The organism is Planktotalea sp. (assembly GCF_049680325.1).
Taxonomy (GTDB): Bacteria; Pseudomonadota; Alphaproteobacteria; order Rhodobacterales; family Rhodobacteraceae; genus Planktotalea.
Map to the genome: position 1 here is coordinate 1 of NZ_JBAUHO010000024.1, position 12,369 is coordinate 12,369.

Below are 12,369 nucleotides of genomic sequence, written 5' to 3' on the forward strand. Positions count from 1 at the left end.
CCCGGCATTTCTGCGGTTTCACCGCCGATCAGAGCGCAGTTTGAGCGCACACAGCCCTCGGCAATGCCTTCAATGATGCGCGCCGCTGTCTCTGTTTCCAGATGGCCCGTTGCAAAGTAATCAAGGAAAAACAGCGGCTCGGCGCCTTGGCAGACCAGATCGTTAACGCACATGGCAACAAGGTCGATGCCGACGCCGTCGACAAGGCCCGTGTCAATCGCAATACGCAATTTGGTACCAACGCCATCGGTCGCCCCCACAAGGATCGGATCGCTGTAGCCTGCACCCTTGAGATCAAACAGCGCACCGAAGCCGCCAAGGCCGGACATGACGCCGGGGCGGTTTGTCCGTTTGGCAGCGGGTTTGATCCGTTCCACCAGCGCGTTGCCCGCGTCAATATCCACACCTGCATCCGCATATGTGATGCCATTCTTGCCGCTATGCTCGCTCATGGAAATCCCCATCCGTGATCTGCTGTATCCGCTTTGCGCTGCGGTTACCCCATCGCGCGCGTCAGTGCAATCTGTGCAATCTGTGTGCTTGACGCTCTGCGGCGATATGCTAATCACGGGGCCAAGGTAGGGCCTGTAGCTCAATTGGTTAGAGCAGCGTGCTCATAACGCGTTGGTTGCAGGTTCAAGTCCTGCCGGGCCTACCAGTTTTCCCGTTGAAATCACCCGTTGTTAAAATTGTTAAAACAGGCTTTTTCACAAAAACTTCATATCGTTGTTTTGTTACCGTCACAATTGGCGCGCAGTCTGTTTTGAGAACGTACAATAGGTTTAATCATGAAACAGTCTCACGCAGATTTTTCGTTTAGCTCCGACATGCAAACCCCAGAGCTTGAAAACGACCAAGCGCTCGCTGCGATGTTTGGTGTTTGCATTCTGGTTTCTATCGCGATGTGGGTGGCGTTTTTCTGCTGGTTGTTCTGAGCCAGCCTAAAAGCCCCTCAACTATTCGCAGATGTTTTCCTTGATGAAACAGTTGTTGCCGATGCAACCGTCCCAGCCTTCGGCTTTTGTCGCCTGCGATTTTTCACCAAATTCACCATCGATCAACGTCACGGATTTGATCTTTTCAAACTTAAATATCCGTTTCGCTTCAAAATCGCGCCCTTTGGTACATCCGCGATGCTGCCAGCCGTGCATATAAAGGCTACCGTTATTGCCGATCGCAACTTGGTGGACATCAATAAGACGTGGCAAACACCCTTTGCTGGCGTCTTTGTCATAGACCAGTTCTACCGTCCGATTGGTTTTAGCCGCTTCGCACAACTGTTCTTCAATCGCATTTTGCGCCTGCGTTTGTCCTGCGAGGGCCGTGAAAACCGCCAGTATCAGAAATCTACGCGTCATCACGCTCACCTCGCCCTTTAAAGCCAGTCGCTACAACAAATTTCTCTGAACTGTCGGACCGTGAACTTGGTGGTTTGATATGGGCAACCTTGGCGAAGTTTTGCTTCAGGACCTTCTGCAATTCGCCCTCTGCGCCGCCTGCAAGAACTTTGGCAACAAATGTGCCGCCCTCGGCCAGAACATCAAAAGCAAAGTAGGCCGCAGCCTCGCAGAGGTGCATAATGCGCAAGTGATCGGTTTGCTTGTGACCAGAGGACGATGCCGCCATATCGGACATGACAACGTCCGCCTGCCCGCCCAGCCATTCCTTCACTTTTTCATCTGCGCCCTCGTCCAAGAAATCGAGCACATGGAATTCGGCGCCCGCCATGGTTTCAACCTCTTGCAGGTCAATCCCGAGGATCGTGCCGACTGCCTTGCCCTTTTTATCGCCAAGCGCATTGATGCGCGGCACGGCGACTTGGCACCATCCACCGGGAGCGCAGCCCAGGTCAACGACGCGAGCACCCGGCACAAGAAAGCGATACTTGTCATCAACTTCCATGATTTTGAACGCAGCGCGCCCGCGATAGCCTTCGGCCTTGGCGCGTTTGACATAAGGATCATTCAACTGGCGTTGTAGCCAAAGCGTGGATGACATGCGCCGCCCGCGCGCGGATTTGACCTTAACAGTCAGATCGCGCTGCCCGCGTCCCGAATTATTTTTGCCAGTTGGGGTCTTTGCCATGTCACTTAAACTCTCTGGACGCTCGTCCTACGCAGATTCGATTTTTGCGGAAATCGGTCCCCTTAATACACGCCATCTTCCAAAACACCATCCGCACTCATCTGTGCATAGAGCAAACCTTCGCGCAGCCCTCTATCCGCAACAGAAAGCTGATCCGTTGGCCAGCACCGTAGCAAGGCCTGCAAGATAGCAGAGCCGGACATAATCAACGCCTGCCTGTCCTGTCCGATACGCGGATCACGACGGCGCCCAAGGGGGCCAAGTTTCAGATAGGTGTGAATAACCTTGTCAATCTGATCCGACGTCATGCGAAGACCATCGACCTTGTTGCGGTCATATCGCTTCAATCCCAAATGCGATGCAGCTACGGTCGTCACAGTTCCAGAGGTGCCAACAATCTGAAACCCTTCGCGGGTTTGTTCGTCCTTATAGGGGGCAAACTCGGCAAGATGTTCTTCGAAATACCAGCTCATCAGGGCGAAGCGCGCGGAATCATCGTCAACATCGTTGAATTGATCCCGCAAAGTCGCAACGCCAAGCGGCACAGAAATCCAATCCACAACTTTAGCCGCCGCAAACGGGCTGCCTTGCGTGTGAAACCCCGCGTGCAAGCGCATGATCGCCTTGGGGCGTTCGTGGTTGGGAACAGAGCTCAGATCAATCCAGACCAGTTCTGTCGAGCCGCCGCCGATATCCACAACCAACAATTGTTCTGTCTTCGTAGAGACCAAAGGCGCGCAAGAGATCACGGCAAGACGCGCTTCTTCCTCTGGCTTGATGATATCCAGCGTCAGGCCCGTTTCACGTTGAATTTGCTTCATAAATCCAGCGCCATTGCCAGCGCGGCGGCAGGCTTCTGTCGCAACAAGGCGCATGCGTTTGACCTTGTGGCGCTTCAGTTTTTGCTGACAGATCCGCAATGCCTGAATGGTGCGCGCCATCGAAGCGCGGCTCAGCTTGCCAGTGCTTTCCAGACCCGCCCCAAGTTGGACGGATTTGGAAAAACTGTCTATCACATGAAACTGACTACCCTTTGGTTGGGCAATCAACATGCGACAGCTATTTGTACCCAAATCCAGCGCGGCATATAGCTCGGACGGATCAGGCGGTGTCGGCGCGGGGCTCTCTACCGGCTTCGGGAATGCGCCCGCACCATTGGGACGCTTGGGCGTCATATTTACGCCCTCCGATTATCGTGTTGCGTTCAGCCTACGCGCGGCTGCGCGTGCTCGCAAGCCTCTTGTCGGGCTTGCGCCATTCATAATCACCATGAAAATTATGAGCGCCCCGGCCTGTGGCTATCAATGCTGCGCTGCGGCTAATGTGATCGCGGCTATCGGGTCGCTCAGGCGCGCCGTTTTGTCGAAATTAGGCCGCGTCAGCCTTGGCGTGTGCAGTAGGACGGAGAGACGTTTTGGTAGCAGGGAATCAACAATGCCGGATGTAACGATAGTCTATTGGCGCGACATTCCTGCGCAGGTCATTGTGGGCAAGGGTCGCAGAGGCTCCAAGCGCCAGCTTGAAGAGCGTTTCGAGCAAGCGATTGATCGCGCGGCAATGAAAGTGAACGCGAAAGATGCAGACGCCTATCTTGCTGAATGGCGCAAGGGCGATCCCTACCCTCTTGATGGTGATCCCGACGATATTGTTGAGGCCGAAGCAAAGCGGCTGGAAGCTGAATATGACAACGAGCGCCTGAAAGCGCTGATCGCCAAGGATGGCTGGGCTTAATCGCCCGGCAACTGGAATGATGGGATTGGGAGATAAAATCATGGCCTTGTTGAATTTCAAACGAAAAGCTGCGCCGGGCGAGACACCGCGCAATGGTGAAGTCGAAGCCTTTTTGCAGGGCTATTCGATCGAGGTCATGCCGCGCACAGCCGAGAAAGTCGAAGACTTCCGAGTGCTCCTACCCGAGGGCACCCGTGTTTATATCGCCCACATCGAGGGCACCCCGATTGAGGACATGGTTGCGACCGCCGCACGGATCAAAGCCGAAGGATATGATGTCATGCCGCATTTCCCCGCGCGCATCATCAAGGATGAAGCCACGCTGGCGGACTGGATCGCGCGCTATCAGGGCGAAGCAGATGTGAGCCAGGCGCTTTTGCTTGCAGGCGGCGTTGCCAAGCCACATGGCGCGTTCGACAGCTCGATGCAGCTGATGGAAACGGGCCTATTCGACAAGGCTGGTTTCAAACGCCTACATGTTGCGGGACATCCAGAGGGCAATAAGGACATTGATCCGAATGGCTCAGATGAAAACGTCATGGAAGCGCTGCGCTGGAAGCAATCGTTCAACGAGCGGACAGACGCCAAGATGGCACTGGCAACGCAGTTCGCCTTTGAAGCAAAGCCGATCATTGCATGGGCCGACGCGATAAAAGAGGCAGGCATCGACATTCCGATCCACATCGGCATCGCAGGCCCTGCCAAGCTGCAAACGCTGATTAAATTCGCCATTGCCTGTGGTGTTGGCCCATCCCTGAAAGTGCTGCAAAAGCGCGCTATGGATGTGACCAAGCTGTTGCTACCTTATGAGCCGACCGAGGTTCTGGCAGACCTCGCCGCGCACAAAGCGGCGAACCCGGACTTCAATATTGAAAAAGTACACTTCTTCCCCCTTGGCGGCATCAAGACCAATGCCAATTGGGCCATCGAAAATGGCGGCGCTTCAGGGCGCCCCGCGAACGCATCCTAAGGACTGGCATCAATGACTCGCACAATTATCGAAAGCAAAACCAAAACCGCTATCATGGGCTTCGATCAGCCATTTTGCGTGATCGGTGAGCGGATCAACCCGACGGGCCGTAAAATCCTCAATGAAGAGTTGGAGCGTGGTGATTTTTCACGTGTTGAGGCCGACGCCATTGCGCAGGTCGCGGCGGGCGCGAATATCCTCGACATCAACTCTGGCGCAGTTTTCTCTGGCCTAATGGCGCAAGATCCCCGTTATGCCGACAACAACTTTGTTGAACCGACGCTGATGCGCCAGTTGATCGAAGTGGTGCAGGCAGTCACCGATTGCCCGCTCTGCATCGACAGTTCCGTTCCCGGTGCTTTGGAAAGCGGTCTGGCCGCCGCAGAGGGCCGTCCATTGCTGAACTCTGTCACTGGCGAAGAAGAGCGCCTTGAACTGGTTCTGCCGTTGGTGAAAAAATACAACGTACCCGTTGTAGCGATTTCCAACGATGATACGGGTATTTCCGAAGACCCCGACGTGCGTTTCGCAGTTGCCAAGAAGATCGTCGAGCGCGCAGCCGATTTCGGTATTCCCGCCCATGACATCGTGGTGGATCCGCTGGTGATGCCAATCGGCGCGATGGGCACGGCCGGTTTGCAGGTTTTCACCCTCGTGCGTCGTTTGCGCGAAGAGCTGGGCGTGAACACCACCTGCGGTGCGTCAAATATTTCCTTCGGTCTGCCGAACCGTCACGGCATCAACAACGCGTTTTTGCCAATGGCGATGGGCGCAGGCATGACATCTGCCATTATGAACCCGGTTGCATTGGCCACTGGCCCCACCAAAATCGCGGAAAAGCGCGCCGAAGTGGAAGCAGCAGGCATTATCATCCCTGAAGGTATGGACGATGAAGCCTTCTGCCTGATGTTCGGAATCGGGTCTACCAAGCCACGCGCAGGCAAGGAAATGGAGGCCATTCGCGCCGCAAACTTCCTGACCAACAACGATGAAGGTGGCGGTGAGTGGATCAAAGCCAACAAGGTCGCGCCAAAAGCAGGCCAAGAAGGTCGTGGACGCGCTGGGCGTACTGGCGGTCGCCGCCGCGGCTAATCACTTTGCACAACAACAAAAAAGAAACCCGCGTCTGTGGCGCGGGTTTTATTTTTTGGCGGCGGTGGTATCGCACCGCCTTGCGCTGTTAGCGCGATCATTTTACCACCGTTCCCATGACACAAAACGCACCCCTCATCCTTGCGGCCGATATCGGCGGAACAAACACACGTGTTGCCCTGCTGGATGGCACGGCGCTGCGTTCGGACACGGTCAAACGATATGCCAACGAGACATCGAGTGGCCTTGAGGATATTCTGCGCGACTATCTCGCGTCGCAAGATGTGCGCACGCCCGACGCGGTCAGTCTCGCGCTGGCGGGGCCGATAGATGGCGACGCGGGACGGCTGACCAATCTGGATTGGGCGATCACCACCAATGGGGCCAGCCTCGCAAGTGGCGGCGCGATGGGTGTTTTGCTGAATGATCTACAGGCGCAGGGCCATGCCCTGCCCTTTCTGGCGCAATCGTCTTTCAAAACGATCCAAAACGCGCCGCAGCGAAGTGATGCGCCTTGTCTGGTGATAGGCCTTGGCACAGGCCTCAATGTTGCGCCTGTTCACCGACAGGCCGCGCGCACCTATGTGCCCGCCGCCGAAGCAGGACACATCAATTTTGCGCCCCAAGATGCAGAGCTGGTGGCCTTGGGCGCAGATCTGCGCGAACGCCTTGGACATGTTGCGGCAGAGGACATCCTGTCAGGGCGTGGATTGGAACGCGCATATCGCCATTGCGCAGGCCAAGACTTGCCGGCTGTGGAGGTCATGGCGCTTTGCGCAAAGGGTGATAGCACAGCACAGCGCGCGATTGCGCTTGTGGTGCGGACCCTTGGCCATTTTGCGGGCGATCTGGCTTTGATCCATCTGCCGCGCGGCGGTATTTACCTTGTCGGCGGCGTGGCGCGTGCGTTGGTGCCCTATTTTGAGTCATCGGGCTTTGCAGAATGCTTTGCCGCCAAAGGGCGCTTTTCCGGGTTTATGTCGCAATTTTCGATACATGTGCTGGAAGATGACTATGCCGCGCTCATCGGCGCGGCGTCTTATGCGCAAGAGTGCCTGAGCGCGCGTTAACGACCCTTTTTGTTTCGAAAGAATCTCCCTATGCTTTAGCCCAAGCAAAGCTGGGGAGCGCCATGGCAGATTCGATTGACTACGGAAATCTCATGCACAGCGCTATGCGCTCGCTTATCAAGACTGTTCTGAGCGACGTGAAAGAACACGGCCTGCCCGGTGAGCACCATTTCTTTATCAGCTTTGATACGACCCATCCCGATGTGCAAATCGCAGATTGGCTGCGCGAACGCTATCCAAGTGAAATGACGGTTGTGGTTCAACATTGGTTTGATGCGCTTGAAGTGCGCGAGGACGGATTCTCGATAACGCTTAACTTTGGCGATGCGCCAGAGCCGCTGAACATTCCGTTTGATGCGCTGCGTACCTTTGTCGATCCGTCTGTCGAATTTGGTCTTCGCTTTGAAACAAGCGATGACGACGAGGACGAACCAGCGCTACATTCGGTTGACGAGGATGATGAACACGATCCAGAGTTAACGGCGCTTGTCGAAAAGCCTGCGGAAGCTGCAAAGCCACCGAAAAAAGAAGCGGACGTTGTTTCGTTGGACGCGTTTCGCAAATAAACGGATTTGCGTGCGACACCTGCGCGCGTCTTTTCAATTGTAATATGCGGGTGTTTCGCCTTAAACCGCATGCAATTGTATACCAACTTGACATCTCCAGGAGCATTCTATGTCCCAGACCCGTACAGAAACCGATAGCTTTGGCCCGTTGGAAGTTCCTTCCGACAAATACTGGGGCGCACAAACGCAGCGATCCTTGATGAACTTCCCTATCGGCTGGGAAAAACAGCCCGTCGCTATCGTGCGCGCGCTGGGCGTCATCAAAAAAGCCTGCGCCATGGCCAACAAAGCCTCTGGTGATCTGGATCCGAAATTGGCGGATGCGATCATCGCAGCTGCTGGTGAAGTGATCGAAGGCAAGTTTGACGATAACTTCCCGCTGGTGGTTTGGCAGACAGGGTCTGGCACGCAAAGCAACATGAACTCTAACGAAGTCATCGCGAACCGTGCGATTGAAATCCTTGGCGGCGTGATCGGTTCCAAAGACCCCGTGCACCCCAACGATCACTGCAACATGGGTCAATCGTCTAACGACACGTTCCCGACGGCGATGCACATCGCAGCCGCGATGATGGTGCGCGACACCTTGCTTCCGGGTTTGCGCCAGTTGCTTGCAGGGCTTGAGGCAAAGACCGAAGAATTCAAAGACATCATCAAGATCGGCCGCACCCACACGCAGGACGCGACGCCTTTGACGCTGGGCCAGGAATTTTCCGGTTACGCGCATCAGATCCGCCAAGGCATCGCACGTGTTGAACTTTGCCTGCCCGGTATTTACGAACTGGCCCAAGGCGGCACTGCTGTTGGCACAGGCCTGAACACCAAGCACGGCTGGGGCGAAACCGTTGCGGCCCACATGGCCGACATCACCGACCTGCCCTTTGTCACCGCGCCGAACAAATTCGAGGCTCTCGCCGCCCATGACGCCATGGTCTTCATGTCGGGTGCTTTGGCGACGGTTGCGGGCTCTTGCTACAAGATAGCCTCTGACATGCGTTTGCTTGGCTCTGGCCCACGCTCTGGCCTGGGCGAGTTGATCCTGCCCGAAAACGAGCCGGGTTCTTCGATCATGCCGGGTAAAGTGAACCCGACGCAGGCCGAAGCGTTGACACAGGTCGCCGCCCACGTGATGGGCAACGACGCTGCAATCAAATTCGCAGGCTCGCAAGGTCACTTCGAACTGAACGTCTATAACCCGATGATGAGCTATAACCTGTTGCAATCCATGCAACTTCTTGGTGATGCGACGTCCAGCTTTACCGAGCGTATGTTGAACGGCACGCAAGCGAACGAGCCGCGCATCGAAAAGCTGATGAAGGAAAGCCTGATGCTGGTAACGGCCCTTGCTCCTACAATCGGTTATGACAACGCGACCAAGGTTGCCAAGACTGCGCATAAAAACGGCACGACCCTTAAAGAAGAAGCGATTGCGCTGGGATTTGTGGACGAAGAAACCTTTGACCGCGTTGTACGTCCAGAAGATATGATTGGCCCAAAGTAAATGGGTAAACCGGTAAATCTAAATCGGTTTCGTAAACAAAAAGCGCGCGCTGAGAAAACGGCGCGCGCAGATCAAAATGCTGCACTCCACGGGCTAAGCAAAGCCGAGCGCGAGCTTGCACAGGCACAAAACAAGCTATCGACGCTAAAGCACAATGGTGCGAAGCGCGACGAAGATAATTAGAATTAGCATCAAATTCTCGCCTCATTTCTCTGGCACAAAGCTTCGAATCTATTTGTTGTGAGAGTGCCTAATGTCTCAAGTTGAGAAAAACCGCGAAGTGCCAAGCGCACAGATGATCGCAATCCGCCAAGCGCGCCGCTATCTTAAGCGCGACTCGGGTACATTGGCGCGAATCCTGAACGCTTATCATCGCGCAGCTGAAAGCGGCACTCAGCGCGGCCATTTATTAAGCCGATGATGCAGCGCCCCCAAAAACGCAGTCTAACCTTAAAGGGCCACCGTACTTCGGTGTCTCTAGAGGATGCTTTTTGGGATTCGTTCCGCGACATCGCGCGCGACAAAAACCGTGCAATCAACGACTTAGCGGCTGAAATTGATGCGATTCGCGGCAGTGACTGCGGCCTTGCCTCTGCTATTCGCCTGTTCGTTCTGGATCATTACAGGACAACGACCACGGATTGATTGCGCGTGCAATATCATCCGTTCCGAGCCGCATCTCTAGGCTCCAATCGCAACCAAATCCCGTCTTTTGCACGCACCGTAAGATGCGCGACCGGCTCTGGCGCTGGCCTGTTTGTCAGCGTCACACGGTAACGGCGCAGGATCATCGACAGGATCAACACCCCTTCAACCATTGCAAACCCCGCCCCGGTGCACACACGGCTTCCCGCAGAAAACGGCATATAGGCATCGCGCAGACAACTCTTGCCATTTTCGGTTCCGAAACGCGCAGGATCAAACCCGTCCGGATTGTCCCAAAGCCGCTCATGGCGATGCAAGTGCCATGGGCTCAGGACGATCTGGCTACCGACATTCACATCGCGTTCGCGGAATTTCTCTGGACATGTATTCTCGCGCACCATCATCGGCACGGGTGGATAAAGCCGTAGCGCTTCTCGAAACACATCCCGCGCGATACGTAGCTTGGATACGGCGGAAAAATCATTGCTCAGACCAATAGCGGCCTCCTGTGCGACCTTGTCCTGCCATTCGGGAAACTGTGCCATCAGATATAACGTCCAGGCCAAAGCAGAGGCGCTGGTTTCATGGCCGGCCAAAAAGAAGATCGCAACTTGGTCAACCATTTCTTCGGTCGAGAACCGCTCCCCCGTTACAGGATCGCTTGTTGTCATGATCTTTGTCGCCAGATCATCAGGCGCGCTGCCCGCTTCGATCTCGGCCATGCGCTTTGACGTCAGTTGCGTAATCAATCCCCGAATTTTTGCCGCAGAGGCGCGCGTGCCAGAGCGGAAAAATCGTGGCATCCAGCGCGGCAAGGGAATGAACGCAGCAACATTCAGGATCGGCTGGCTGCGCTGATACGCGCGAAATTCGTGAAAGACTTCTGCGGCGATCTCGTGCTCGATCGGGATCGAAAACAACGTGCGAAAAATCACGTCCGCCGCCGCATGGCTCGTATGCTCTTCGATTTCGACCTCGCCCCCCTCAAACGCTTCCAAGCGTTTCACAGCCGCTTGCGAGGCCTCCCACATGGCTGGAAACGTTTCGCGCAGGCGTCCGCCCTCAAACGCCGGATCAATAATGCGGCGTTGTCGTTTCCATGTGTCACCATTTGTCAAAAACACGCTTTGACCGAGCAAGGGACGTAGTCCTTCGCTGATCCGCCCGCTTTTCGGGAAGTCATCGGGACGTTCCTTCAGAACCGTTTTCAACAGATCGGGCTGGTTGATTAGAAAGGATCGAAAGAACGGCGTGCGAAACTCGGCCATCCATGCGCGGTATAGCTTTGCAGGCTGGGCAGACAGGATATCCTCGCGAAACAGCCGCACGTATTGGCGCAGGGTCACCTTCTCTGCGCGCGCTTTTGGCTTTGGCGGAAGGATGGGGGCCGTCATGGCGCGAGCGAACGGAAACGGTTCACGGGTGTTTCGATCCGGCTCTTGGATGGTGGACGACCATGATAACGCTCAAGCAATGTCATCGGACCAGCGGTGATCTGGAAATAATCATAGTCCTTTGGCGCATCAAAAGCGCAAAGATATTGAAAATGTAGCCTAAAGAACCGCCACCGTAGCTCGCCCCACCTCTGCGGGCTTAAAGACTGGGTGAAGGCGGCCGAAAAGACCAAAGGTTGCTTCTTGTCTGCTGGTGCGACGCCCGTGACGCTTACAGGATCACAAAGCGCAAAAGCACAGCCGTCTCCGGGGGCTGTCACATCCACCCAGAACGGGCGCTCTTGCACCGCCATAAAGGCCAGATCAGCGCGCAGGCGCCATGCGTCGGGCAAAAACGAAACCATCGGCACGACTTGTCCCAAAGTGAGAAAACTCAGCTCTGGACCATCCGCGCGCAGCTCCTTGCTGCGCAGCAGATCCGCCAAGACGGACACGCCGATATGCGCGCCGGATGAATGACCAATGACCAGAACCTCATCAATTTCCGCCTCAAGCGCTTCTGATATGCGCGCGACAAATTCCTCCATACGCGCTTCCAGCTCTGGCGGATTGGCCCCGCGCGTGCGCGCGGAATAGGCGTAATCATGCATGAGGTAATACGCGAAGAACTTGTTATCCTTGCGGCGGAAGAAATCAAGAATGCCATAGGCCAGCACGCCGCCCAGCGTCCAGCCAATCAGCTTACCGACAAGTCCCGGCACAAACATCTGAACACCGCTCGCAATCCCGTAGGCTGCCAGCCAGGCCAGCAACGCCTGCACCAGCAAAAATCCGACAGGATATAGCGCAGCAATCACTGGCCCTTTGCGCAATCGCATCAACCGCCACAAGGCACCGCTGCTGATGTAAATCCACGCCGTCTGCGCCAGCACCGCGTAGGTTGCGGCAATGCCCATGTTCATGCTGGATTTGACCATATCGGCCCAATACAGCACTTCGATCTCGCTCTCGACATCGCACGCATCGATTTTGGCGCTCACATGCCAGCCATAGGGCCCTTTGCCCTGTTTTGGCTTCAAAGCGATCTCATAGCCGGAAATGGCGCTCTGCGCGGCGCTTTCTTTACGATAAAGTTCGCGGTAGCGCCTTGGATGAAACGGATCATAGCCCGGGATATAAAACACCCGTCGCCGTTTCACACGCTGCACTTGCTCACTCATCCGTCACACCTTTTTTCCATAACATCCGCTTAGCTGGCGGATTTGGCAAGAGTATGACCTCAATCATGCTTCTTTGGTCTAAAAATACCTCAGGG

Annotated in this window: 16 protein-coding genes and 1 tRNA gene; 11 read left to right on the forward strand and 6 right to left on the reverse strand. The window is 55.5% G+C overall.

Annotated features, from left to right (window positions below):
- A partial coding sequence (locus WBC85_RS01285; protein ID WP_424432875.1) for a phosphoribosylformylglycinamidine cyclo-ligase occupies positions 1 to 452 on the reverse strand: 452 nt, incomplete at its 3' end.
- Positions 453 to 581: 129 nt separating this feature from the next.
- Between WBC85_RS01285 and WBC85_RS01290 the strand changes: the two genes are divergently transcribed.
- Positions 582 to 658: transfer RNA gene (locus WBC85_RS01290), tRNA-Ile, on the forward strand.
- A 130-nt stretch (positions 659 to 788) separates the two neighbouring features.
- Positions 789 to 935 carry a hypothetical protein gene (locus tag WBC85_RS01295; RefSeq protein WP_424432876.1) on the forward strand — a complete coding sequence of 49 codons (147 nt, stop codon included), beginning with the start codon at positions 789 to 791 and terminating at the stop codon, positions 933 to 935.
- 21 nt (positions 936 to 956) lie between these two features.
- Here the strand turns inward: WBC85_RS01295 and WBC85_RS01300 are convergent, their stop codons facing one another.
- The 3 genes from WBC85_RS01300 to WBC85_RS01310 form a co-directional block, all read right to left on the reverse strand.
- On the reverse strand, positions 957 to 1,358 hold the full coding sequence (locus tag WBC85_RS01300; protein WP_424432877.1) for a WYL domain-containing protein: 402 nt from the start codon (positions 1,356 to 1,358) through the stop codon (positions 957 to 959).
- Positions 1,348 to 2,085, reverse strand: a complete 738-nt coding sequence (locus tag WBC85_RS01305) for an RlmE family RNA methyltransferase (RefSeq protein WP_424432878.1) — start codon at positions 2,083 to 2,085, stop codon at positions 1,348 to 1,350. The genes WBC85_RS01300 and WBC85_RS01305 overlap by 11 nt, the downstream gene beginning before the upstream one ends.
- Before the next feature lie 62 nt (positions 2,086 to 2,147).
- A complete protein-coding gene (locus tag WBC85_RS01310; protein WP_424432879.1) occupies positions 2,148 to 3,260 on the reverse strand; it encodes a Ppx/GppA phosphatase family protein in 1,113 nt (370 codons plus the stop codon).
- Positions 3,261 to 3,519: 259 nt separating this feature from the next.
- On the opposite strand from WBC85_RS01310, the gene WBC85_RS01315 reads away from it, so the two are divergent.
- The 9 genes from WBC85_RS01315 to WBC85_RS01355 all read left to right on the forward strand — a co-directional run bounded on the left by WBC85_RS01315 (position 3,520) and on the right by WBC85_RS01355 (position 9,660).
- On the forward strand, positions 3,520 to 3,816 hold the full coding sequence (locus tag WBC85_RS01315) for a virulence factor (RefSeq protein ID WP_424432880.1): 297 nt from the start codon (positions 3,520 to 3,522) through the stop codon (positions 3,814 to 3,816).
- Between the two features lie 40 nt (positions 3,817 to 3,856).
- Entirely contained in the window at positions 3,857 to 4,786 is a 930-nt protein-coding gene (locus tag WBC85_RS01320) for a methylenetetrahydrofolate reductase (RefSeq protein WP_424432881.1), read from the forward strand.
- A gap of 12 nt (positions 4,787 to 4,798) precedes the next feature.
- Complete coding sequence (locus WBC85_RS01325; RefSeq protein ID WP_424432882.1) at positions 4,799 to 5,878, forward strand: methyltetrahydrofolate cobalamin methyltransferase; 1,080 nt, start codon at positions 4,799 to 4,801, stop codon at positions 5,876 to 5,878.
- A gap of 116 nt (positions 5,879 to 5,994) precedes the next feature.
- Positions 5,995 to 6,948: an ROK family protein gene (locus WBC85_RS01330; RefSeq protein WP_424432883.1), complete on the forward strand. Its 954-nt coding sequence runs from the start codon at positions 5,995 to 5,997 to the stop codon at positions 6,946 to 6,948.
- 62 nt (positions 6,949 to 7,010) lie between these two features.
- Positions 7,011 to 7,514 carry an SspB family protein gene (locus tag WBC85_RS01335; protein WP_424432884.1) on the forward strand — a complete coding sequence of 168 codons (504 nt, stop codon included), beginning with the start codon at positions 7,011 to 7,013 and terminating at the stop codon, positions 7,512 to 7,514.
- Positions 7,515 to 7,623: 109 nt separating this feature from the next.
- The gene (gene fumC, locus WBC85_RS01340) at positions 7,624 to 9,015 is read left to right on the forward strand and encodes a class II fumarate hydratase (RefSeq protein WP_424432885.1); all 1,392 of its coding nucleotides are present in this window, start codon (positions 7,624 to 7,626) and stop codon (positions 9,013 to 9,015) included.
- Positions 9,016 to 9,198, forward strand: coding sequence for a DUF4169 family protein (locus WBC85_RS01345; protein WP_424432886.1), 183 nt, complete (start codon positions 9,016 to 9,018; stop codon positions 9,196 to 9,198).
- Between the two features lie 70 nt (positions 9,199 to 9,268).
- A complete protein-coding gene (locus WBC85_RS01350) occupies positions 9,269 to 9,436 on the forward strand; it encodes a hypothetical protein (RefSeq protein ID WP_424432887.1) in 168 nt (55 codons plus the stop codon).
- Positions 9,433 to 9,660, forward strand: coding sequence for a ribbon-helix-helix domain-containing protein (locus WBC85_RS01355; RefSeq protein ID WP_424432888.1), 228 nt, complete (start codon positions 9,433 to 9,435; stop codon positions 9,658 to 9,660). Before WBC85_RS01350 ends, WBC85_RS01355 begins: the two co-directional genes overlap by 4 nt.
- A 14-nt stretch (positions 9,661 to 9,674) precedes the next feature.
- On the opposite strand, the gene WBC85_RS01360 is transcribed toward WBC85_RS01355, so the two are convergent.
- Positions 9,675 to 11,054 (reverse strand): cytochrome P450, encoded by a 1,380-nt coding sequence (locus WBC85_RS01360; protein ID WP_424432889.1) that lies wholly within the window; start codon positions 11,052 to 11,054, stop codon positions 9,675 to 9,677.
- A complete protein-coding gene (locus tag WBC85_RS01365; protein ID WP_424432890.1) occupies positions 11,051 to 12,274 on the reverse strand; it encodes a hypothetical protein in 1,224 nt (407 codons plus the stop codon). Before WBC85_RS01365 ends, WBC85_RS01360 begins: the two co-directional genes overlap by 4 nt.
- Positions 12,275 to 12,369: the final 95 nt, after the last annotated feature.